The sequence below is a fragment of the Rhodococcus sp. IEGM1339 genome, from assembly GCF_050321925.1.
Classification (GTDB): Bacteria; Actinomycetota; Actinomycetes; order Mycobacteriales; family Mycobacteriaceae; genus Rhodococcus; species Rhodococcus pyridinivorans.
Genome location: NZ_JBNQFT010000002.1, coordinates 22,710 through 45,026, shown reverse-complemented (window position 1 = coordinate 45,026; position 22,317 = coordinate 22,710). Strand labels below are relative to the sequence as shown.

General features: G+C 67.3%; 23 protein-coding genes and 1 pseudogene. 14 read left to right on the top strand and 10 right to left on the bottom strand.

Annotated features, from left to right (window positions below; all coding sequences use genetic code 11):
* Positions 1-3 precede the first annotated feature (3 nt).
* The 4 genes from ACQR3U_RS02915 to ACQR3U_RS02900 are packed head-to-tail and all read left to right on the top strand — an operon-like array spanning position 4 to position 3,203.
* Positions 4-885, top strand: a complete 882-nt coding sequence (locus ACQR3U_RS02915; protein ID WP_230809661.1) for a TIGR03619 family F420-dependent LLM class oxidoreductase — start codon at positions 4-6, stop codon at positions 883-885.
* A complete protein-coding gene (locus ACQR3U_RS02910; protein ID WP_006551916.1) occupies positions 882-1,295 on the top strand; it encodes a nuclear transport factor 2 family protein in 414 nt (137 codons plus the stop codon). The genes ACQR3U_RS02915 and ACQR3U_RS02910 overlap by 4 nt, the downstream gene beginning before the upstream one ends.
* A gap of 9 nt (positions 1,296-1,304) precedes the next feature.
* Entirely contained in the window at positions 1,305-1,877 is a 573-nt protein-coding gene (locus ACQR3U_RS02905; protein ID WP_230809660.1) for a nucleotidyltransferase family protein, read from the top strand.
* Positions 1,878-1,937: 60 nt separating this feature from the next.
* The gene (locus ACQR3U_RS02900) at positions 1,938-3,203 is read left to right on the top strand and encodes a hypothetical protein (RefSeq protein WP_019290107.1); all 1,266 of its coding nucleotides are present in this window, start codon (positions 1,938-1,940) and stop codon (positions 3,201-3,203) included.
* An 82-nt stretch (positions 3,204-3,285) separates the two neighbouring features.
* On the opposite strand, the gene ACQR3U_RS02895 is transcribed toward ACQR3U_RS02900, so the two are convergent.
* Positions 3,286-4,539, bottom strand: coding sequence for a cytochrome P450 (locus ACQR3U_RS02895; RefSeq protein WP_033096884.1), 1,254 nt, complete (start codon positions 4,537-4,539; stop codon positions 3,286-3,288).
* A gap of 180 nt (positions 4,540-4,719) precedes the next feature.
* On the opposite strand from ACQR3U_RS02895, the gene ACQR3U_RS02890 reads away from it, so the two are divergent.
* The 3 genes from ACQR3U_RS02890 to ACQR3U_RS02880 all read left to right on the top strand — a co-directional run bounded on the left by ACQR3U_RS02890 (position 4,720) and on the right by ACQR3U_RS02880 (position 7,108).
* Entirely contained in the window at positions 4,720-5,883 is a 1,164-nt protein-coding gene (locus ACQR3U_RS02890) for a steroid 3-ketoacyl-CoA thiolase (protein WP_230809659.1), read from the top strand.
* 1 nt (position 5,884) lies between these two features.
* Positions 5,885-6,358 carry a nitroreductase family deazaflavin-dependent oxidoreductase gene (locus ACQR3U_RS02885; protein ID WP_230809658.1) on the top strand — a complete coding sequence of 158 codons (474 nt, stop codon included), beginning with the start codon at positions 5,885-5,887 and terminating at the stop codon, positions 6,356-6,358.
* A gap of 90 nt (positions 6,359-6,448) precedes the next feature.
* On the top strand, positions 6,449-7,108 hold the full coding sequence (locus ACQR3U_RS02880) for a GNAT family N-acetyltransferase (protein WP_006551922.1): 660 nt from the start codon (positions 6,449-6,451) through the stop codon (positions 7,106-7,108).
* 58 nt (positions 7,109-7,166) lie between these two features.
* Here ACQR3U_RS02880 and ACQR3U_RS02875 read toward each other — a convergent pair whose 3' ends face one another.
* Both ACQR3U_RS02875 and ACQR3U_RS02870 read right to left on the bottom strand, forming a co-directional pair.
* Complete coding sequence (locus tag ACQR3U_RS02875; protein ID WP_024102934.1) at positions 7,167-8,081, bottom strand: SDR family oxidoreductase; 915 nt, start codon at positions 8,079-8,081, stop codon at positions 7,167-7,169.
* Positions 8,078-8,854 (bottom strand): SDR family oxidoreductase, encoded by a 777-nt coding sequence (locus tag ACQR3U_RS02870; RefSeq protein ID WP_230809657.1) that lies wholly within the window; start codon positions 8,852-8,854, stop codon positions 8,078-8,080. Before ACQR3U_RS02870 ends, ACQR3U_RS02875 begins: the two co-directional genes overlap by 4 nt.
* 194 nt (positions 8,855-9,048) lie before the next feature.
* Here ACQR3U_RS02870 and ACQR3U_RS02865 point away from each other — a divergent pair, with 194 nt between their 5' ends.
* From ACQR3U_RS02865 to ACQR3U_RS02840, 6 genes are read left to right on the top strand one after another with little or no spacing between them, the layout of a single operon-like run.
* Positions 9,049-9,603, top strand: coding sequence for an FAS1-like dehydratase domain-containing protein (locus ACQR3U_RS02865; RefSeq protein WP_230809656.1), 555 nt, complete (start codon positions 9,049-9,051; stop codon positions 9,601-9,603).
* The gene (locus ACQR3U_RS02860; protein ID WP_230809655.1) at positions 9,600-10,007 is read left to right on the top strand and encodes a Zn-ribbon domain-containing OB-fold protein; all 408 of its coding nucleotides are present in this window, start codon (positions 9,600-9,602) and stop codon (positions 10,005-10,007) included. Before ACQR3U_RS02865 ends, ACQR3U_RS02860 begins: the two co-directional genes overlap by 4 nt.
* Positions 10,004-10,414 (top strand): MaoC/PaaZ C-terminal domain-containing protein, encoded by a 411-nt coding sequence (locus ACQR3U_RS02855; RefSeq protein ID WP_230809654.1) that lies wholly within the window; start codon positions 10,004-10,006, stop codon positions 10,412-10,414. The genes ACQR3U_RS02860 and ACQR3U_RS02855 overlap by 4 nt, the downstream gene beginning before the upstream one ends.
* Positions 10,411-11,595 carry a lipid-transfer protein gene (locus tag ACQR3U_RS02850; protein ID WP_230809653.1) on the top strand — a complete coding sequence of 395 codons (1,185 nt, stop codon included), beginning with the start codon at positions 10,411-10,413 and terminating at the stop codon, positions 11,593-11,595. Before ACQR3U_RS02855 ends, ACQR3U_RS02850 begins: the two co-directional genes overlap by 4 nt.
* Before the next feature lie 39 nt (positions 11,596-11,634).
* Positions 11,635-12,867 (top strand): acyl-CoA dehydrogenase family protein, encoded by a 1,233-nt coding sequence (locus ACQR3U_RS02845; RefSeq protein WP_230809652.1) that lies wholly within the window; start codon positions 11,635-11,637, stop codon positions 12,865-12,867.
* A 1-nt stretch (position 12,868) separates the two neighbouring features.
* On the top strand, positions 12,869-13,999 hold the full coding sequence (locus ACQR3U_RS02840) for an acyl-CoA dehydrogenase family protein (protein WP_230809651.1): 1,131 nt from the start codon (positions 12,869-12,871) through the stop codon (positions 13,997-13,999).
* 70 nt (positions 14,000-14,069) lie between these two features.
* Here ACQR3U_RS02840 and ACQR3U_RS02835 read toward each other — a convergent pair whose 3' ends face one another.
* Positions 14,070-14,666 (bottom strand): TetR family transcriptional regulator, encoded by a 597-nt coding sequence (locus ACQR3U_RS02835; RefSeq protein ID WP_255312751.1) that lies wholly within the window; start codon positions 14,664-14,666, stop codon positions 14,070-14,072.
* 256 nt (positions 14,667-14,922) lie between these two features.
* On the opposite strand from ACQR3U_RS02835, the gene ACQR3U_RS02830 reads away from it, so the two are divergent.
* Complete coding sequence (locus ACQR3U_RS02830; RefSeq protein ID WP_230809650.1) at positions 14,923-15,441, top strand: flavin reductase family protein; 519 nt, start codon at positions 14,923-14,925, stop codon at positions 15,439-15,441.
* A 53-nt stretch (positions 15,442-15,494) separates the two neighbouring features.
* Here the strand turns inward: ACQR3U_RS02830 and ACQR3U_RS02825 are convergent.
* The 6 genes and pseudogenes from ACQR3U_RS02825 to ACQR3U_RS02800 form a co-directional block, all read right to left on the bottom strand.
* Positions 15,495-16,043 (bottom strand): annotated as a pseudogene (locus tag ACQR3U_RS02825) (MFS transporter); the annotation flags it as partial.
* A 237-nt stretch (positions 16,044-16,280) separates the two neighbouring features.
* Positions 16,281-18,242: an ATP-binding protein gene (locus ACQR3U_RS02820; RefSeq protein ID WP_006551935.1), complete on the bottom strand. Its 1,962-nt coding sequence runs from the start codon at positions 18,240-18,242 to the stop codon at positions 16,281-16,283.
* A 615-nt stretch (positions 18,243-18,857) separates the two neighbouring features.
* The gene (locus tag ACQR3U_RS02815) at positions 18,858-19,109 is read right to left on the bottom strand and encodes an FAD-binding protein (protein WP_372477514.1); all 252 of its coding nucleotides are present in this window, start codon (positions 19,107-19,109) and stop codon (positions 18,858-18,860) included.
* 396 nt (positions 19,110-19,505) lie between these two features.
* Positions 19,506-19,919, bottom strand: coding sequence for an MmgE/PrpD family protein (locus tag ACQR3U_RS02810; RefSeq protein ID WP_269065233.1), 414 nt, complete (start codon positions 19,917-19,919; stop codon positions 19,506-19,508).
* A 218-nt stretch (positions 19,920-20,137) separates the two neighbouring features.
* Entirely contained in the window at positions 20,138-21,061 is a 924-nt protein-coding gene (locus ACQR3U_RS02805; protein ID WP_019290121.1) for a VOC family protein, read from the bottom strand.
* A 34-nt stretch (positions 21,062-21,095) separates the two neighbouring features.
* Positions 21,096-22,274, bottom strand: coding sequence for an acyl-CoA dehydrogenase family protein (locus ACQR3U_RS02800; protein WP_230809647.1), 1,179 nt, complete (start codon positions 22,272-22,274; stop codon positions 21,096-21,098).
* Between the last annotated feature and the right edge of the window lie 43 nt (positions 22,275-22,317).

Genomic DNA, 22,317 nt, shown 5'->3' with positions numbered 1-22,317 from the left:
ATCATGGTCTCGTTCACCGTCGGGGTCGCGATGACCCCACTCGACCAGCTCACCGGCATCGCGCAGACCGCCGAGGAGTGCGGATACACCTCGATCGCACTGCCCGACTCCCTGTTCTACATGGAGAAGCAGACGGTCGACTATCCGTACACCCCCGACGGTTCGCGGATGTGGACGCCCGACACCCCCTGGGTGGATCCGCTCATCGCCGCGGCGTCGATGGCGGCGAGCACGTCGACGATCCGGTTCTACACCCAGGTGCTCAAGCTCGGCTCCCGCAATCCGGTGCTGCTGGCGCGGCAGGTCGGATCCGTTGCGAACCTCACCGGGAACCGGTTCGGACTGGGTGTCGGAATCGGCTGGGCGCCGGAAGAATTCGAGTGGTGCGGTGTGCCCTACGCGAAGCGCGGCAAGCGCGTCGACGAGATGATCGACGTTCTGAAGCTGATCCTCGACGGCGGCATGGTCGAACATCACGGCGAGTTCTACGACTTCGACCGGCTGCAGATGAGTCCCGCGCCCACCGCACCGGTACCGCTCTACGTCGGTGGGCACACCGATGTGGCGCTGCGGCGCGCGGCGCGGGTTGGGGACGGGTGGACGTCGGCGATGATCGAGTACGACGATCTCGTCGAGGTCATCACCCGACTGCGCGAGTTGCGCGCCGAGTACGGCCACAGCGACGAGCCGTTCGAGATCCAGGCCGTGTGCGTCGACAGGTTCGGCAGCTCCGGTTATGCCGAACTCGCCGACGCCGGGGTCACCGACATCATCGTGGTGCCGTGGATCTTCGACGGCCACGGTTTCGACTCCCCGCTCGAGGCGAAGCAGGAATCGCTGCGGAAGTTCGCCGACAAGTACATTCCCGGAAGGGATGCCGCATGAGCGAGGAACACCCGGCGCGTATCGCAGCGAAGGCGTCGCAGGCGGCGGCGAGCGGGAAACGCAAGGACGAGTGGCTCGCGCTGTTCGCGGAGAACGCGTGCGTCGAGGATCCGGTGGGTCCGTCCGGCTTCGATCCGGAGGGCAAGGGGCATCACGGTGCCGAGGCGATCGCGAAGTTCTACGACATGACCATCGCGAACACCGACAAGCTCGAATTCCTCGTCGACGACGTGCTGGTCTGCGGCGACGAATGCGTCAACATCGGCACTATCCGTACGACGATGGCAGGCAATCTGATCGATGCGGAGGGCGTGTTCGTCTACCGCGTGGACGACGACGGGAGGATCGTCTCGCTGCGTGCGTTCTGGGAAGTGGACCGCGCGATGAAAACCGTGCGCCCCGTCTCGTAGAGTCGGGCCATGGGCACAGCCGGGATCGTTCTTGCGGCAGGGGACGGCTCGCGACTGGGCGGACGGGCGAAAGCGCTGCTCCCCCAACGCGGCCGTCCCCTGCTGCATACCGTCGTCGAGGCACTGCTCGAAGGTGGTTGTGACGACGTGATCGTGGTCGTGGGCGCATTCGGCGACGATGTGGCCGCCGCGTGCCCTACCGGAGCGACAACGGTCTACAACCCCGACTGGACCGTCGGCATGTCGACATCCCTGCGCCGCGGGGTCGACGCGGCACGAGCCCACCAGAGGGTTGCGCTCACCGTCGTCGATTTTCCCGGCATCACAGCCGAATTGGTCCGCCATCTCCTGGATGTGCACCACACGGGGACGGTGACGCTCCCCGTCTTCGGAGATCACCCCGGTCACCCGGTGGTCTTCGACATCGCCGATGCGCTGGGCGCCGCCGCCGACGCCACCGGCGACGAGGGCGCGCGGTCCTTCCTCGCCCGCAATCGTGAACGCGTGCGGCGTCTCGACTGCACCGGGCTCGCCGACCCCGGAGACGTCGATACCCCCGAGGATCTTCGCCGCCTGACCTGATCGCATCGTCGCCCGGCGTGTCGGCGCCGCGTCCCGGTGACCGCTCGGAGAAGGTAGGGGGTGCCCTCCTGGATTCTCTACGCACTCGCAGCCGTCGGCAGTTTCACCGCCGGAACCGTCCTCGCCGCGCCGAGCGTCGACACCTATCCACTCGATACCGGGTTCGGTTTCGGTGCCGTGGAGACTTCGGGTATCACCGCGTCTGCCACGGGAGCGCTCGTCGCCGCGTCGATCGCGCTGTGGTTACGCCACCGGGTGGGCGCGCTCGGCGCCGTCGTGGCCGGAGCCGCACTCGTGGCGGTCGTCGCCCTGCCGGGTGCGTGGCGGTTCGACATGTACGTCTCGGCGGTCGGTGCCGGCCTGGTGCTCGGTGCCCTCGTCGTCTGCTGCGCCCGAACTGCGGGCACCCGGCTCCCCGCGGTGATGACCGGTGGCGTCGTTGCCGCGCTGCTCACCGCGGAACCCGTCGCGGAATACCGGGAGTTCGCGGCCTCCTCGTCCGGAAGCGCCGTGTACCTCGAGGTGTCGGCGCAGCCCGCCAACACAGTGTGGACGGTTCTCTCGGTGACTGTCATCGCGGTGGCAACAGCGGCTCTCGTGATGCGTGCCGGTGCTCCCGATTCGGTCGACGAACGACGATGGGATGTGAGGGAAACGGTGGTCGGTATCGGCCTACCGCTCGTCGCCGTCGTGCTGTATCGGTCTCTTCACAGTGCCGTGTGGTCTCCGGATGCGAATCCCGGCGGGAACGGGCGATGGCTGTGGGGCATCGTCGCTGTCCCACTCGTGATCGGTGCTGCCCTGTGGCTGCGCGAGAGAAGCGGAGCGGTCCTGCTCGCCGCCTTCGCGGTGGCCGTCGCCGCGGGTACCGCTCCCTCGTGGATTCCCGGCGGATGGCTCCTGCCGGCCGTGATGGTCGTGCTCGCCGCCGTCGGCGCGTGGCTGGGCCGTCGCGCGCCGAGGCCGATGGCCGGAGTGGGCGTGCTCGCGTTCGTCACGATCACGGCGATCTTCACTCGTGCGCCCTGGGACAACGTCCACCTCTTGGCGACCTTCTTCGTTCTTCCGGTGGCAGCCGCGTACACGATCAGCGCGGCACTACCGTCGACGAGCGCGGTCACCGCCGCGTCCTTCTCGCTGCCCGCCGTGATGGCGTTGCCTCTGCTCACCCGATTCGGATGGACCGCCTACACGCCTCTCACCGATTCTCCGTCCGGGTGGACGCCGGACTCGTGGACGGTTCTCACGACCGGTGTATCGGTAGCCGGTGTGCTCGCGGCGGGGGCCGCGATGTGGTGGATCGGCCGCAGGTCCGAGGTCCTGTAGACGACACGGGATGTGCGAGGTCCCCGGGCGCGCAGGGGCGGCCGGGGACCTCGATGTTCGGTTCGGTCGGTGTTCGGTTCGGTCAGTGCTGGACCGGGCACCCACCCGAGGTCTTGTAGTCGACCTGGAATTCCTTGATGCCGTTGAGCCAACCCGACCGCAGACGGTGCGGGTCGCCGATCTTCGTGATGTCCGGGATGTGATCGGCGATCGCGTTGAAGATCAGGTCGATCTCCATACGTGCGAGGTTCGCGCCCAGGCAGTAGTGCGCGCCCGTTCCACCGAATGCCAGGTGCGGGTTGGGATCACGAAGGATGTCGAACTCGCGGGGGTTGTCGAACACTTCTTCGTCGTTGTTGGCCGACGCGTACAGCATGACGACGCGATCGCCCTTCTTGATCGTCTGCCCGCCGAGTTCGGTGTCCTCGAGGGCGGTGCGCTGGAACGACGTGACCGGGGTGGCCCAGCGGATGATCTCGTCGGCGGCGGTCTTCGGCCGGTCGCGCTTGAAGATCTCCCACTGCTCCGGATTGTCGAGGAACGCCGCCATGCCGTGGGTGATCGCGTTGCGGGTGGTCTCGTTGCCGGCCACCGCGAGCACGATGAAGAAGAAGCCGAACTCCTCGGGAGCGAGTTCGTCACCGTCGATGTCGGCCTCGATGAGGGTGGTGACGATGTCGTCGGCCGGGTTCTCCTTGCGGGCCGCGGCCATCTGGTAGGCGTACCCGAGGACTTCCATGGACGCTGCCGCCGGATCGGCGGTGTTGTCCGGATCGTCGTAGCCCGTCATCTGGTTGGACCACTCGAAGAGCTTGGCGCGATCCTCCTGCGGCACACCGATGAGGTCGGCGATGGCCTGCAGCGGCAGTTCCGCGGCGATCTGCGTGACGAAGTCGCCCCGACCGGCCTGGCAGGCCTCCTGGACGATCATCTTGGAGCGACGGTCGAGCTCGTCGCGCAGGCCGTTGATCGCACGGGGCGTGAAGCCTCGGGCGACGAGTTTGCGCAGCTTGGTGTGCTCGGGGGCGTCCTTGTTGAGCAGGACGTGACGTTGCAGCTCGACGGCCTCACGAGGAATGTCGTCGTTGAACCGCGGAATCGCAGTGTTCTCCCAGTTGGAGAACACGTCGCTCCGGCGGGAGACCTCTCGGACCTCCTCGTGCCGGGAGACAACCCAGAAACCCTCGTCGTGGAAACCACCGACGTCGGGAGACTTCTTGTTCCACCACACCGGTGCCGTCTTACGCAGTTCCGCGAACTCTTCGAACGGCATACGGTCTGCGTACAGATCGGGATCGGTGAAGTCGATGTCTTCGGGGATGTTCGGCTGCGCCACTGATATCTCTCCTGCCCTGGCGAGTACCGCTCGCGTGATTTGTAACACGTTCTAGAACCATTCAAACACAGGCGCGCCGCGCGACCAAGAGATCTGCACGTCCCGTGGATAATCGAGTTCTGTTGCCTCTCGGAGAAACCTGTTCTATTTTGCGAAGAACGTAGGAGAAAGGAGCCCGAAGTGGGCACACCAGTCATCGTCGAGGCCGCACGGACCCCGATCGGCAAGCGGGGTGGATGGCTCGCGGGCCTGCACGCTGCCGAGATCCTGGGCGCCGTCCAGGCCGGACTCGTCGAACGCGCCGGCATCGACGCCGAGCTCGTCGAACAGGTCATCGGTGGCTGCGTCACCCAGGCGGGCGCCCAGTCCAACAACATCACCCGCACCGCATGGCTCAACGCGGGGCTGCCCTGGCAGGTCGGCGCGACCACCATCGACGCCCAGTGCGGATCGGCGCAGCAGGCCAATCACCTCATCGCAGGCCTCATCGCCACCGGCGCCATCGACGTGGGCATCGCCTGCGGCATCGAGGCGATGACCCAGGTGCCCCTCGGCGCCAACGTCGGCGACCAGGCGGGCCCGCGCCGGCCGGAGTCCTGGAGCATCGACATGCCCAACCAGTTCGAGGCCGCCGAACGCATCGCGCGGCGCCGCGGCATCACCCGCGAGGACGTCGACGCACTCGGCGTGCGCTCACAGCAGCTCGCGAAGCAGGCCTGGGACGAGGGCCGGTTCGACCGCGAGATGCTGCCGGTCGTCGCACCCGTCGTCGACAAGGAGGGCAACCGCACCGGCGAGAAGGCGACCGTCACCCGCGACCAGGGTCTGCGCGAGACGTCGGCCGAGTCGCTGGCGAAGCTGAAGCCCGTGCTCGAGGGTGGCATCCACACCGCCGGCACCTCGTCGCAGATCTCCGACGGAGCCGCGGCCGTGCTGCTCATGGATTCCGACCGCGCGAAGGCACTCGGACTGAAGCCGCGGGCGCGGATCGTCGCGCAGGCTCTCGTCGGCGCCGAACCCGAGTTCCACCTCGACGGCCCGGTCCAGGCCACCGCGAAGGTTCTCGAGAAGGCGGGCATGAGCGTCGGCGATCTCGACCTGTTCGAGGTCAACGAGGCGTTCGCGTCGGTGCTGCTGTCCTGGGCCCAGGTGCACGGACCCGACATGGACAAGGTCAACGTCAACGGTGGCGCGATCGCGCTCGGCCACCCCGTCGGATCCACCGGCTCCCGCCTCATCACCACCGCGCTGCACGAGCTCGAGCGGCGTGACGCGTCGACCGCTCTGATCTCGATGTGCGCCGGTGGAGCGCTGGCGACGGGCACCATCATCGAGCGCATCTGACATGGGCACCGAAGCGGCGCCGAAGGGCCTCGACTCGAAGGCCACGATCTCGATCATCAAGTGGATGTCGCGGTTCAACGTCGCGGCGTACCGGGCGACCGGCGGTCGCATCGGCGGGAAGTGGCGCGTGGGAAGCGCCTTCCCGTGGGGCATCCCGGTGTGCCTGGTGACCACGATCGGGCGGAAGACCGGGCAACCGCGAACGGTCCCGCTGCTGTTCCTCGAGGACGGCGACAAGGTGGTCCTCGTCGCCTCCCAGGGAGGACTGCCCAAGCACCCCTTGTGGTTCCGCAACATCCAGGCGAACCCGGAGACCACGGTGCAGATCAAGTCGCGCATCCGGACCATGCGGGCGCGGGTCGCGAGCGACGAGGATCGAGCGGCCTACTGGCCACGTCTGACGGCGATGTACCCGGACTTCGACAACTACCAGTCGTGGACCGACCGTGTGATTCCCGTCGTCGTGTGCGAGTGAGCGTCCCTCCCGGCACGGTTCGCCGGGACGGTCCCGTGCGGGAATACTGAGTCTCGTACGTCCAGGTTCTCGACGAAGGGATGTCGCACGATGGAAACCACCGATCACGACAAGGTGCTCGACCGGCGGGAAATCGCGGCCGCGCTGCTCCGGGCGCTCGAACGACGCCACGAGGTGCTCGACGTGATCGTCGAGAGCAAGGATCGGGGCGACGCGGTCGCGAAGCTCGCCTCGCTGCTCGACACCGACGAGTTCTGCGCGGAGGCCGTGCTGAACCTTCCGTTCCGCCGTCTGACCCAGGCGGAGCGGAAGAAGATCCGTGAAGAACTCGACGATCTCGATGCGGTGCTGCAGTGGACGACGGCGGCGCGTCCGTACGCGACCGGCGCGCATTTCCGGTTGCGGCCCATTTCCCACAGCGCGGCCGACACGGCGCTGTTCAAGCAGCGCTGCGCCGACCAGCTGGGTGACGACAGCGACGAACAGGTCGAATCCGAGCGGCAGCGCGGCAGCGAGCTGATGGACGACGAGTCCGGCATGTGGCTTGTGGCCGAAGATCTTTCGGGCGACGAGCCGAAGGCCATCGGGTTCGCGTTCGGCGAGCTGACCGGCAACGAGGTCGAGGTGCGGATCTGGGTGCATCCCGAGTTCCGCAAGCAGGGTTACGGCACCGCCACGCTCAAGCAGGCACGTTCCGAACTCGCTGCCTACTTCCCCGGCTCCACCCTCATCGTCCGCACGCCCGCCTAGAGCGGCGACGCCGTCCGTGCGCGTTTCCGGTGATGACCACCGGAAACGCGCGGGGACATCACGCTCCGTAGACCGGCGTCGGCGGCTGCGACGCTGCGATCAGCTTCTCGACGACGGGACCGAGTTCCTTCGGATCCCAACGGTCGCCCTTGTCGATCGCCTCACCGTGGCGCCACCCGTCGGCCAGCGACACCTTGCCGCCCTCGGCCTCGAACACGCGACCGGTCACGTCCTTCGCTTCGGCACTGCCGAGCCACACGACCAGCGGCGAGACGTTCTCCGGCGCCATGGCGTCGAAACCCTCTTCGGGTGCGGCCATCATCTCGGCCATCGCGCCACCGGCCCCGACGGTCATGCGGGTGCGCGCCGAGGGTGCGATCGCGTTGACGGTTACCCCGTAGCGGCCGAATTCGGCTGCGGCCTGGATCGTGAGCGTCGCGATACCGGCCTTGGCGGCGGCGTAGTTGCCCTGGCCGATGCTGCCCATCAGGCCGGCACCCGAGCTGGTGTTGATGATGCGGGCGTCGACGGGGTTGCCGGCCTTGGCCTCGGCGCGCCAGTAGGTCATGGCGTGACGCATCGGCGCGAAGTGCCCCTTGAGGTGCACGCGGATGACCGCGTCCCACTCCTCTTCGCTCATGTTGGCGAGCATGCGGTCGCGCAGGAATCCGGCGTTGTTGACGAGCACGTCGAGCCGGCCGAAGTTGTCGAGGGCGGTCCTGACGAGGTTCTCGGCGCCGGCCCAGTCGGCGACGTCGTCGCCGTTGACGGCGGCCTCTCCCCCGGCCGCACGGATCTCCTCGACGACCAGCTCACCGGGGCTCTCCCCCGTGGCGGTTCCGTCACTGCCGACACCGATGTCGTTGACGACGACTTTCGCACCCTCCGCGGCGAATGCCAGGGCATGCGCGCGACCGAGGCCGCGTCCGGCGCCGGTCACGATGACGACGCGCCCGTCCATCAGTCCACTCACTTCGTCTCCTTCGTTTCGGCCGCTGCCATGTAGGCAGGGCGTTCACCGCCGCCGTGGACGGTCAATGTCGATCCGCTGACGTAGGCCGACAGCGGAGAGGCCAGGAATGCGGCGCAGTGGCCGATATCTTCGGGCTGGGCCAGCCGTCCCAGCGGAACGGTCTCGCCGACTGCGGCGACGCCGGCCTTGTCTCCGTAGAACTGGTGCGACTGTTCGGTTTCGACCAGGCCGACCACCACCGAGTTCACCCGTACCTTCGGGGCCCACTCGACGGCGAGCGACTGTGCGAGGCTGTCGACGCCTGCCTTGGCCGCACCATATGCCGCGGTGCCCGGCGAGGGGCGGGATCCGCTCACGCTCGAGATGTTGACGATCGAGCCGCCGGTGTCCTGCTTCTGCATCACCGCGTTGGCGGCCTGCGCGACCAGCAGCGGGGACAGCAGGTTCAGTTCCACGATCTTGGCGTGGAACTTCGGGCTGGCATCGGCCGCCAGCGCGTACGGTGACCCGCCGGCATTGTTCACCACGGCGTCGAGCCGCCCGTGGCGGTCGACGATGGTCTCGATCAGCGCGGCCACCTGATCGGCATCGCGGACGTCGCACGTCAGGAACTCCGCGGTCCGCCCGTCCACCTCGAGAGGCTGTTCGGGCTCGTTGCGAGCGCACGTCACGACGGTCGCACCGGCACGCAGGAACACCCTGGTGATGCCTGCACCGACTCCCCGTATTCCCCCGGTGACGAGCACGACCGCGCCGTCGAGTCCCAGATCCATTCGCTGCCTCCACGTCATTCATCCCGCGGGATGCGCGGGTCTCACGTCGACAACTTACCAAGCAATCGCTTGGTTCGGTACCGGCTCCCCCTCACCCCGCCACTGCTCCTGCTCAGTGGGAATCACGGGAACTCGCTTGTCGGCCCCACTTAGCGTGACGACGAACGCGCGCGTCGAAGAGGAGTGACTGGGCCATGCAGACCGTCGAGCAGGATTACGAGAAGTACGTCGGGCAGGTGGCCGAACCACCCCGCGTGGCCCGATACGCCGTCAACGACGCCATGATCCGCAACTGGGTCGAGGCCCACGACGACTTCAACCCGATCTACGTCGACGCCGAGGCCGCGCGCGAGACCGGACGCGACTCCGTCGTGTGCCCGCCCGCCATGATCTCCACCTGGATCATGGCCGGCTACCGCCGCTGGCGTGACGTGCAGTGCAAGCGCGCCGAGGGCGTCGTGGAGGACTTCGCATACTCCCGGATGCTTGCCGACCTCGATCGGGAGGGTTTCACCTCCGTCGTCGCGACGAACGTCGAGCAGGACTACCACCGCGAACTCGTCCCGGGCGACCACATCACCGCCCACTACACGATCGAGTCCGTATCCGAGGTCAAGCGAACGGGTCTCGGCCACGGCCGATTCTTCACGCTGTACAAGCGCTACGAGGACCAGAACGGCGAAGTCGTCGCCGAGGAACGCTTCCGGATGCTCCGGTTCAACCCGAACACCGACAAGGAGACGCGATGACCGCCGTCCCCCGGCTCACCATCACCCAGGACAACCAGTTCTGGTTCGACGCCGTCCGTGAGGGCCGACTCGAGATCCAGCAGTGCAGCGAGTGCGGCACTCTGCGCCATCCTCCGGGTCCGGCATGCCCCGCGTGCCGCTCGTTCGAATGGAAGACCGTCGAATCCTCACGGCGCGGAACGCTTCACAGCTGGACTGTCATTCACCACCCGCAGGATCCGGCCTTCGAGTACCCGCTCGCCGTCGGACTGATCGACCTCGACGAGGGGATCCGCATCGTCGCCGACATCGCGGGCGCCGACCACGACACCCTCGAGATCGGCATGGAACTCGAGGTGGGATTCTCCGAGCACGCACACGGCGAGATCCTGCCCCAGCCGCGCAAGCCCGGAGGAGACGCATGAACCTCGTCGAATGCACTGTCGGACAGGAACTTCCCCAACTCGCCCTGCCTATGGATCGCACCATCATCGTGGCTACCGCGATCGCCTCGCAGGATTTCGAGGACGTGCACCACGACCCGGACGCCGCACTCGGACGCGGCACACCGGACGTCTTCATGAGCATCAACGCCACGAACGGTTTCGTCGACCGGTACGTCACCGACTGGACCGGGCCGTCGGCGCGGGTGCGCCGCGCGTCGCTGCGTCTGGGCGTGCCCTGTTTCCCCGGCGACCCCATGCACATGAACGGTGAGGTGACCGCCGTCGACGGCGCAGCCGTCACCCTGAAGGTGCAGGGCCGCAACAGCAGAGGCGTCCACGTCACTGCCGAGGTCGTGGTGGAGCCCTACGAGAGGAAGACACGATGACCGTCAAGGGCTTCTCCGGAGCCGCCGCCATCGCCGGCATCGGAGCCACCGAGTTCTCCAAGAACTCCGGCCGCAGCGAATGGCAACTCGCGTGCGAGTCGGTCCTCGCCGCTCTCGAGGACGCACAGATCGGTGTCGAAGAGGTCGACGGCTTCGCACTGTTCACCATGGAGACCAACCCCGAGATCGCCGTCGCCCGCGCGCTGGGCATCCCGGAACTGAAGTTCTTCAGCCGGATCCCTCACGGCGGCGGCGGTGCCTGCGCGCCCGTGCAGCAGGCCGCGCTGGCCGTCTCGAGCGGTGTCGCCGACGTCGTGGTCGTCTACCGCGCCTTCAACGAGCGCTCGGGCCACCGGTTCGGTGCCGGTCCGCCGCCGTTCGCGTACAACTCGAACACCGACCAGGAATACCGGAACTGGATCAACCCCTACGGTCTGCTCACTCCTGCTCAGCAAGAGGCCTTCCTGGCACGCACCTACATGCACAAGTACGGGGCGACCAGTGCAGACTTCGGGCAGATCTCGGTGCTCTCGCGCAAGCATGCGGCGAACAATCCCAAGGCCTGGTTCTACGAGCGCCCCATCACCATCGACGACCACCAGAACTCCCGGATGCTCGCCGACCCGCTGCGCCTGCTGGACTGCTGCCAGGAGAGCGACGGCGGCCAGGCACTGGTCATCGTGAGTGCCGAACGCGCGCGAGATCTTCCGCATCCTCCGGCGATCATCACCGCCGCGGCGCAGGGCGTCGGCCCTCAGCAGATCTCGATGAGCAGCTACCACCGCGAGGACATCGACGCGATGCCCGAGGTCGAACTCGTCGCCCGGCAGATGTGGGCACAGGCCGGCTTCGGTCCCGAAGGTATCGACGCCGCGATCCTGTACGACGCCTTCACCCCCATGGTCCTGCTCCAGCTCGAGGAGTACGGCTTCTGCGGTCGCGGTGAGGCGAAGGACTTCATCGCCGACGGCAACCTCGAGGTGGACGGGCGACTGCCGATCAACACCCACGGCGGTCAGCTCGGCGAAGGCTACATCCACGGCGTCAACGGCATCGCCGAAGGCGTCCGGCTCATCCGCGGCACCTCCGTGAACCAGCCGGCGAAGACACTCGACAACGTGCTCGTCACGGGCGGATCGCCGGTGCCGCACAGCGCGATCGTCCTCTCGGCCGACCGTTAGGCCCGCAACCCGGGCCCCGACCACCTCTCAGGAGACCACATGCATCCCGAGCTGTCCGACACGTCACGGCGGCTGCGCACCGAACTGCGGGAGTACTTCGCCCGCGTCATCGACGACGACGATCGACGTGCCCTGGTCGACCAGACCGAGGGTGGACCGGTCTTCGACAAGATCTACCGGCAGATGGGCACCGACGGCTGGCTCGGCCTGGGATGGCCCGAGGAGTACGGCGGACGCGGGGAGGACCCCGAGGCGCTCTACGTTTTCTACGACGAGACGATCCGTGCGGGCGCACCGGTCTCGCTGGTCACTCTCAACACCGTTGCGCCGGCACTGATGAAGTACGGCACGCAGGAACAGAAGGACTTCTTCCTTCCCAGGATCCTCACGGGTGAACTGAAGTTCGCGATCGGGTACACCGAGCCCGGTGCCGGCACCGACCTCGCTGCACTTCAGACGCGGGCACGCATCGACGGTGACGAACTCGTCATCGACGGCAACAAGCTGTTCACGAGTTCGGCCATCTTCGCCGACTGGATCTGGCTCGCCGTGCGCACCGATCCGGACGCGCCTCGCCACAAGGGGATCTCGGTCGTGCTCGTGCCGACCTCGTCGCCGGGCTTCTCCGCCACCGAGATCCAGACCGTCGGCGGAATCAGCACAGCGGTCACGTACTACGAGAACATCCGCGTTCCGCTGAGCAACGTCGTCGGCGAGCTCAACGGCGGCTGGACCCTCATCACGAGCCAGCTCAACCACGAGCGTGTCGCGCTGGCCGCCCGCGGTGGCATCGCCAACGAGATGTACGACGAGGTCCTCGCCTGGGCGAAGCAGGAGCCCTTCGGCCCCGGTGTGCTGTTCGGCGTCCCGTGGGTGCGTTCGACTCTCGCCGAGGTCTACGCGCTGCTGTCGGCAGCCGACCTCGTGAACCTGCGCCTGGTGTCGGACATCGCGGCCAACACCCTCGACGGTGGCGACTCCGCCGCAGCGAAAGTGTTCGGAACCGAGGGTGTCGTCGCGGCCTACGGAATGTTGCAGGAGGTGCTCGGCGCCCGCGGTCTGCTGCGTCCCGGTAGCCACGGCGCCGTGATCGAAGGCCGCGTCGAAGCGCTCGGTCGACGCGCGCAGAACAACACCTTCGGTGGTGGCAGCAACGAGGTGATGCGCGAGATCGTGGCGGCGAAGACCCTCGGAATGACCCTGGGCGCCCGCAGGCGCCCCGACGCGACGGCACAGGCTGCGGTGAAGACGCCGGCCGAGACGAGGAGCTGACATGGAATTCGAACTCGATGACGACCTGATCGCGGTCGAGGACCTCGCGTCGCAGGTCTTCGGTTCGCTGGCCAAGGTCGAGCGTGTGGTCGAGGTGGAGCGCAAGGAGGGCGGTTTCGACGCCACCCTGTGGCAGGCACTCGCCGACGCCGGGATCCTCGGACTCGCTCTGCCCGAGTCCGTCGGCGGCGCCGGCATGGGCATGCTCGGGCTCACGACGATCCTGCAGCAGCAGGGCCGCCGCGTCGCACCCGTTCCCGTGTGGTCCACCGTGGCCGGTGCGGCTCTTCCGCTCGCACAGTTCGGCACGGAAACCCAGGTCGAGCGTTACGTTCCGAAGCTCATCGACGGGTCGGTCGTCCTGACCGGCGCATTCGACGACACCCCCGGCGCGAGCCCCACGGTGACAGCGATCCGCAAGGGCGACGATCTCGTCATCAGCGGTGAGATTCCGTCCGTTCCGTCGGCTCCCATCATCGCCGGCGTCGTCGTCCCGGTCCGCTGCGACGACGACTCGGTCGCCGTGGTGGTCGCACCGGTGGACGCGACCGGCGTCGAGGCCGTCCCGGTCGCCGTGACCGGACGTGGCGCCGAAGCCGCGGTGCGCTTCACGGACGTGCACATCGGAGCCGAGGACGTCCTGCCCGGTGACGGTGAGGAGATCGCGACCTGGACCCGTCGTCGTATCCGCATCGCTCTGGCTGCCGTTCAGCTCGGGGTGTGCGAGGAGACGCTGCGGGCAACGGCGAAGTACACGTCCGCGCGCGTACAGTTCGGCCGCCCGCTGTCGACGAATCAGGCTGTCGCATTGCGCGCGGCCGATGCCTACCTCGACACCGAAGCGATCCGACTCACGGTGCGGAAGGCCGCGTGGTTGATCGACGTCGGACGCGAGGACGAAGCCGACTCCGCGGCCCTGGTCGCCAAGTGGTGGGCGTCCCGCGGCGGTGTGCGGGTGGGCTTGACCGGCCAGCACCTGCACGGCGGCATCGGCGCCGACATCGACTACCCCATCCACCGCTACTTCCTGTGGGGCCGGCAGCTTGCGTTCACCTTCGGCGGCGCCGACGCGACGGCAGCTGCCCTCGGGGACGTCCTGGACACCGCACCCCCGATCGGTGCGGCCGGATAGTCTTCTCGCACCGATGACGTGAGTCCTTCTCCGCAGACCGCGGAGGGGGACTCGCGTCGTTTCCGGTGCCCTACTCCGACAGGTGCGCGAGCAGCAGGTCGCAGCTCCTCCGCACATCGGCCTCGGTCTCCTCGAGGGTCGCTCCGCCGTTGAGATAGGTCACCAGCAGTCCGGACCACAACATCGACAGCAGCCGCACGGCGTTGCGATCCTCCTCTGTCGGCTCGTCGAGGCCTGCCCTCTCGAACAGGATTCGGTGGAACGTCCGCCTCACCTCGGTGGAGTCCGGAACCACCGAGGCCGGGGCGGTGCTGTTGGACAGCAACATCGCGGAGGCCAGGCGTGGTCGGTCGACGAACCGGCGGGTCATCTCGACGAGCGTCTCGGTGATCGCCTCGCGCGCGCTCGTCCCCGGTTTCCGTTCGGGCAACCGGTCGGCGCCGAGCTCGAGCCGGTGGAGCAGCAACGCCACGAACAGGTGCGTCTTCGACGGAAAGTACCGGTACAGGGTGCCGATCGCGACCTCGGCGTTCTTCGCCACCTCGGTCATCTGCACGCGGGCCAATTCGTGCTCGGACCCCAGCTGCGCTGCAGCCTCGAGGATCCGCACATGGCGTCGCCGTTGTTCGACCGAGGTCGGCTCGGCTCCGTCCCGCGCCTTACCGATTCTGGGCACCGGTCCCCCTTTCCACGATGACGACCCGTCGATTCTGCACCGAACCGCCCGGCAGATTGTCGCATCGCGGATCGTCCACGGTCCCGAACGGTGGGAGCACGGGCACCGGACGTCGTGCTGGGACGGCATCGGATCCGAGCGTCCACTGAGCGAGAAGCCGGTCCGTCCCGACTTTCTCGGGCCGTAACGTCGGAGTCGGAGAAGGACCGTCGGAGTCGACCTCCACGATCGAATCGGAGTGAGCCACATGCAGACCCGGATACCGACCCGCGACACCGACCACAGGATCGAACTGCCGGGCCCCGACGAGATGCGACGTGCCATGGGACGGTTCGCGAGCGGCGTCACCGTCGTGACCGGTCTCGACGAGGACGGGCCCACCGGCTTCGCATGCCAGTCGTTCGCGTCGGTCTCGCTCGAACCGCCCCTCGTGTTGTTCTGCGCGGATCACCGCGGGCGCGCGTGGCCGCGGATCCGCCGCGTCGGCCGGTTCACCGTCAACGTGCTCGGTGCCGACCAGAGTGATCTGTGCGCGCGTTTCGGGTCGAGCCGCGGTCCGAAGTTCGACGGTCTCCACTGGGAATTGTCCCGCTGGGACACTCCGTCGCTGCCGGATGTCCTGCTGCGGGTGCACGCATCGGCGGAGGACGTGCACGTCGCGGGTGATCACGACGTCGTCATCGGCCGGGTCGCCGAACTGGAGTGCGTCGGCGACCGGAGTCCGATGGTGTTCTACCGCGGGGCGTTCGGGCTCGACGCGCGGTAACTCCGCGGATACTTCCTCCGTCCGCCGGTACCGACGGGCGGAGGAAGTCGTCGTCACACCCTCACGGAGGGCGTCGCGCCGGCGGCAACCTTCGCGAGACGGGCCCGGCGCGACTGCGGACCGGCGACGGTGAGGACAGCCGCGAGAAGCGCGACGCCTGCGCCCGTCAGCAGGACGACCCGGAAGCCGGACTCCGTGGGAATGATCAGGGCGGGCATCGCACCGTATGCGAACCCGACTCCCGTTCTGCAGATCGTGGCGACGACTGCCAGGCCCAGGACCGATCCCATCAACAGCAGCCCTGCCGTGTACCCCAGAGCGATGATCAAGCAGCCCACCAGCAGCGTGGTCTTCGGGCCGTGGCCAGCCGAGAGCTTTCCTCCGATGGGAGAGACCGCCATCATCATCAGACCACCCGGTGCCATGCACAGACCCATCATGATCATGGACCGGCCGAGTCCGTGACCGGTCTCTTCCGGCAGCTGCAGGATCTGCGGAAGAATCAGCGACTGGGCGTACCTCGCGAAACCCACCACGATCGAAGCACTGTTGGTGAGCAGCACGGGCCGGCGGGCGGTGACGCGCAGATCCACCAACGGATCGCGAACCCCGGCTCGAACGCTTCAACAACGACATCGAACGCTTGACGGGGCATCCGTGGCCGCGCCCCCCGGGTCCGCAGTGCATCTTCCCGACGGGTCCGTCGGGGGGATGTGAGCCGGGGGTACCGTGCGAACACGGTTCGGTGGCCGGCCGAGACCACCGGCAGACCGGAACACCCGCGGTACGAGTGATGCCACCGCCGTCGAGACGGCGGTGGCATCACTTCCGGTCACACGTCAACCACGATGCTTTCCGGGGGCAATACCTCCGGCAGGCGTCGTCGACGGCACCAAGGACGGAAGTTCCTCGGTCCTGAGCCGGCGGGGGCGTTCCGTCATCACGGTGGGCTGGACCGTGTGCACCTCGCTGAGGAGAGCGGCCGGGAAGTAGACCGACGCCGTGACACCGGCGTTCGTCTCGGTGTCGAAGGTCGGCCTCAGACGCACGCTCATGCCGTTGCGGGCCGCCAGACGCCCGATCACGAACAATCCCAGTTGACGCGGGGCGTCGACATCGGCATTCTCACCCGCCGCGAGACGGATATTGATCTCCTCCATGGTATCTCGGGGAATACCGATTCCGCGATCGGCGATATCGAGAAGCAGGCCACCCTCCACGGCGGAGGAGAACTCGAACCTGACGGGAGTGGTGGGCGGGGAAGCCCGCAGCGCGTTGTCGACGAGTTCGGCCACCAGATGCACCACGTCGTTCACCACCTTACCGACGAGATATCCGCGCGGGGTGTTCCCGATCTGCACCCGCTGGTAGTTCTCCACCTGGGACACCGCACCGCGGAGCACGTCGCCGAGCGGTGCGGGCCCGCTGCGAGTACGCGGGCGCGTGCCCGCGAGAACCAACAGGGATTCGCCGGTACGCCGCATGCGCGTCGCCAGATGATCGAGAGCGAACATGCTCTGCAACCGGGCGGGATCCTTCTCCTCGTATTCGAGAGATTCGATCAGCGAGAGTTGCTGTTCGACGAGGGTCTTGTTGCGGCGTGCCAGCGTCTCGAGCATCACGTTCACCTGTTTCCTCAGGTGGGCCTGCTCGCCGGCGAGACGCAGTGCCTGCGTGTTCATCGAATCCACCGCTCGGGAGAGTTCGCCGATCTCCTCGTCCGTATCGGTGCCGACGGGAGCGAGACGGACGGTGTCGATGTCGGCCCCGTCCTTGACCGCCGCGATGGCGGCGGGAAGCTCGGTGTTCGCCGCTGCGAGAGTGTTGTCTCGCAGACGTCCCAGGGGCACCGACAGGGAACGGATGACTGCTATCGCGAGGAGCAGGGCGAGTACGAGTGCTGCCGTGACGAAGAGCGCGTCGCGGGTGGCCGCGGTACGTGTCTCGTCCGCCAGTTCTTCGAGCGTCCCGATGATACGCGCGCTGGCGCTGTCGATCCCTTCCGCATAAGACCGGGACGCCGAAAGTACAGCGTTGCGAAGGTCTTCCCCGAATTGCCTGCTCGGCGTGAAGTTCTCGATCAACCTACGGCGCGCTTCGATACCGCCGAGCATCCCGTCGATCTGCCCGGTATCGAGCCCCGATCCTCGAAGGAGCCGCAGCGTCGACTCTTCGGTGTTCATGGCGCCGGTCGCCAGGATCCGGGCGGCTTCGGGGTTGGTGGCCAGCAGCCGGAAGGACTCCATCTGGTCGAGGAGGTTGAGCTGCGCGTCCCACATCAGGAGCAGGTTCGTGGCGTCGACGAGAGCGTCGTGGTTCTCGAACTGATCGAACAGATCTCGGAAGATATCCCTGCACCGCACCAGGAAGTCGGTGGTCATGCGACCGAACTCCTCGGCTCCGAGGGAGGAGTTCATGACCGCGGCGTAGAGCTGGTCGCCCTGCGCGAGCAGCGCATCGAGTTCTACGGCGACATCGGAGCTGAGATCGCTTCCTGCGGCGAGTTCCCTCAGAGTGTCCATGGACTGCGTCACATCGTCCGCGGCCACGCTCTTGGGCGTGAATCCGAGGCTCGTGGCGGCGGTAATGCTGATCACAGCGATGGAGAAGTCGAGCAGCGCCGGCGCGACAACGGTCTGCTCGGACAATGCGGCCGACCGCTGCGCCTCGTCGAGCTGAGTCGTGACGCGCACGGCACCGAGAGCGACAGCGAGGACGAGGGGAATCGACAGCACGGCCGCGAGTCTGTATTTGAGACGCCAGCGACCGATCTGCAGCGCACCTGTTCGGCTCGGCTCCAATTCTCGGATCTCCCTTTCACGATGAAGAGAACGTGCTTTTCGGACAAAAATTACATCTTTCCGAAACGTTCTACACCAGGTCCTCGTTCGGGCAAATACTTCGTCCCGGGCACGGAGACGAATTCCGTGCCGGTCGTCCTCGCCCGAGGACCGGCTCCCTACGAACCGGTCGGCCGAACCGTCGATCGCCGCAGGACGAGCACCGCCGTCGAGGGCTGGACCGCACACTTCCGCACCGGAGACGACGAGGAATCCCGGCGGCAGCCCGCCCCCGCCGGCCCCCGACAACCGTGCCCAGTCCTGTGTTCGTTCATCGATGCCCCCTTTTCGCGGCGTCGAACATACACAATGCGTGCGGAGGACGGTGAGGAGGTCCGCCCTTTTCGTCTACGGCGACAACGCTCCTCGCGTGCTCGAATACCCGATCAGGCCGCGCACCCGGCACCGAGGTCCGGTCGCCGACCGCCGGCGCGAATTGCAGAGCCGGCGCACGGCAGGGGTCGCGAACCCGGCATCGCCCCGTGGCACGCTCGCACGACACGAGACGCGGAGCCCTCCTGGACCCGGATCCGGAATGCTCCGCTCATCGCATCCGAGGGGACATCCCGGTGCCACTCACTTCGCCGCCGCACGCATTCCCGCGCGCCGGCCGAAGAAGCTACCGTCACCGAGGGAGATGCCGCTGCAGTAGCCCCACGCCGAGAGGCCGGACGTACAACGGCCCGCCGCATACAGACCGGGAATCGGATCTCCGCCCACGTGAAGAACTTCCGAGTCCACCGAGGTCTGCAGTCCCCCAGGGTGAAACCTTCGGCCATGCCACGCAGATCGATCGCGGCGATCGGCGATCGGAGGGGCCGCACCCACTCCGCCTTCATTCCGAGGACCGGATCCGTCCCCGATTCGGCGTGCCGATTGTAGAGCCCCACCGTCGATCCGAGAGTTCCTGCGGGAAGACCCATTTCGGACTCGAGCTCCGACACCGTCTCACACCCAGGTCGGCTGGCGACGGAGTTGCGGACTCGAAGTCGGTGTGGCCATTCCTTCCTCGTAGGCCTGTTCGTCGATGACCAGGAACGCCTGATTGTCGTTCTGGTACATGGTGAGCTGGCCGGTCCGCCCGGGAGGTCGAAGGCTCCGTGGACCGCGGCACGATGGTCGGGTTCGATACTCGTTGCCGGCGTGTGGAACACCCGCTGGCTGTAGGCGCCGGGGTTGAGCCGAACCTCGATGTGTTCGATATCGTCCGGCCCCCGGCCGTGTTCACGGACGAGCGCGCGCAACGCATCGATGGAGGCAACCGTGTAGCAGCAAGGCCGGGCAGTACTTCACGGCACTGTCGAGTATCCACCACTTCATCTTTCCGTCGACGACCTCCATGAACGAGCATGCGAGGTTGAGCCGCGCGGTCATGTCGTAGCCGACAGCGACGGTACGGAGCAGGCTGTCGCCGGACGCATCGACGCGTTCGGCCTCGGCGCGGGCCGAGGAGACCACGATCGTCGCGAAGTGCGCCGAGTCGAAGAGTGTGTCGTCCGCGTCGAGCGCGTAGGTGATATCGGAGTTGAACGCAGCAGCAACGGCAGCAGGCGCTTTGGTCGAACGGCCGAACACCGTGGCCTCCTCGACCCCACCGAGGCGGTCGATCACCTTGTGTGCCATGCGAGTACGTTCCATGCGTAGGGACGGCCCGCGTCGAGATGCGTGAGGATCCGGCACGATCTGTGATCCACATCACTCTCCCCGAAGCCTGTGACGCACCGCCTTCCGGTCCCGCTCACCGGGAGCCGCCCTCCCGGGTGTACCGAGGCGATCGGACAGGGCCACCGACGCGACGATGCCACGGCGTCGTACGCCGTGGCATCGTCGGAAGGCATCCGGGTGGACGAACTCGATCAGCCCACAGGAGGCGAGAACGCCGCGAGCGGCTCGGAGCCCGACCAGTCGTGACCCCAGTAACTGTCCGCGGTGATTTCTTCTGCGGTGTAGAAGGTTTCGTCGACGAGCATGCCTTCGGTACCGAACTCGAGGTCCCATCCGCCGGGGGCACGCACGTAGAAGGAGACCATCTTGTCGTTGGTGTGCCGGCCCAGAGTCGACGAGATCGAGAAGCCCAACTTGTTCACTCGGTCCAGGGCCTGACCGACCGCGTCGAGCGTCTCGACCTCGAGCATCAGGTGCACGAGACCGGGTTCGGCGGTGGGCGGAGCCGGGCACAACGCGAGGCTGTGGTGGCGGCGGTTGACGCCCAGGAACCGCACGCGTCGCACGGGCGGCGGTGCCGACAGGCCACCGAGCCGCGTCGCTCCGCGCGGCAGGAACCCGAGTACCTCGGTGTAGAACTCGTAGGACTCCGCGAACGCGGCGGTGGGCAGGACGACGTGGCCGAGTCCCTCCTCACCGGTGTGGAAGACACCGGCGAACGGCGTCACGAGGGGGCTGTGGTCGAGCACCGGACCGAAGAACACCTCGGTGCGGGTGCCGCCCGGATCGTCGAATGCGATGACCTGCTCGGCGTCGCGGTAGGTCGACTCCTCCTCGGAGAGGACCTCGACGGCGATGCCGGCCTTCTCGACCGCTTCGCGCACGCTACGCAGCGCGAACTCGTCGCGCACCTCCCAGCCCACGGCGAGTGCCTTGTCGACCTCACCGGGCAGCACGATCAGGCGTGCCCGCCGCTCGTCGACACGCAGGTACAGGCCGTCGGGTTCCGGGCCGGTACCGATCGCCATGCCGAGTCCGTCGACGACGAGTTCGCGCCATCGTGCGATGTCTGTGGTCTGGATCCTGAGATAACCCAGGCCCCGAATATCCGTCATATCCGAATGTTCCTTCGCCGTAATGGATGTGATGTCAGATCATCGACCGCATCATGCCCTGCGGCTCTTCGCCGAGCTGGGTGAGCGTCGCGGCGTGGAAGATCGAACCGGGGACGTGGATGGCGTGGCTCAGACCGGCGTGGGCGTCGCGCCAGAAGCGCTGCAGCGGATTGCTCAGCTGCAGCGCGCCGCCGCCGGCCCGCGAGAAGATCTCGTCGACGGCGCGCACGGCCCGCCATGGCGCGGCGACCTGGGTCCGGCGTCCGATCGCGCGTTGCTCGAAGGTGACCTCGATGCCCCGCTCGGTCAGATCCCAGAAGCGGTCGACGGTTTCGAGCAGGGCGGCGCGCGACGCGGCGATCTCCGCTGCGGCGTCACCGAGGTTCGACAGCACGTACGGGTCCTGCTTGATCGCGGTGCCGGACACCGTGACCCGCTCGCGCTGGGACTCGATGTAGCAGTTCAGCGCACCCTCGGCGATGCCGATGAGCGACGAGGTGATGCCGAGCGGGAAGATGCACGAGAAGGGGAACTTGTAGAGCGTCTCGTCGCGTCCGGCGTCCTGCCACGCCACCCCGCCCATGACGCGCTCGGCGCGCAGGGTCCGGTACTCGGGGAGGAAGGCGTTCTCGACGATGAGATCCTTCGAACCCGTGCCGCGCAGGCCGACGACGTTCCAGCTGTCGTGGTCGATCCGGTAGTCCGACCGCGGCAGCAACACGTGCAGGCTCTGTGGCGGGTTCAGGCGGTTGCCGTCCTTGTCGCCCACGGCCGCACCGATCATCACCCAGTCGCAGTGGTCGGTGCCCGACGAGAACGACCAGCGGCCGTTGAGGATGTATCCGCCGTCGACGGGGGTCGCCACACCCATCGGTGCGTACGGGGAGGCGATCCAGGTGTCGGGGTTCTCGCCCCACACCTCCTCCTGGGCCTTCGGGTCGAAGAAGGCCATCTCCCACGGGTGGACACCGACGATGCCGCTGACCCAGCCGGTCGCGCCGTCCATGGCGCCGATGGCCATGGCGGTCTCCGCGAACTCGCGCGGGTGCGCCTCGAGGCCCCCGAATTCCTTCGGTTGCAGGAGACGGATGACGCCGGCGTCGCGGAGCCTCTTCGCGCTGCGGTCGGTCAGCCGCATCAGCGTGTCGCCTTCGGCGCCGTCCGCGCGGATCTCGTCTGCGAACTCCGAAACGGAGTCGAGCACCTGTCCCATGATCTCTCCAGCTCTGTGAGGGTGACGCCCCCGATACGGCGTG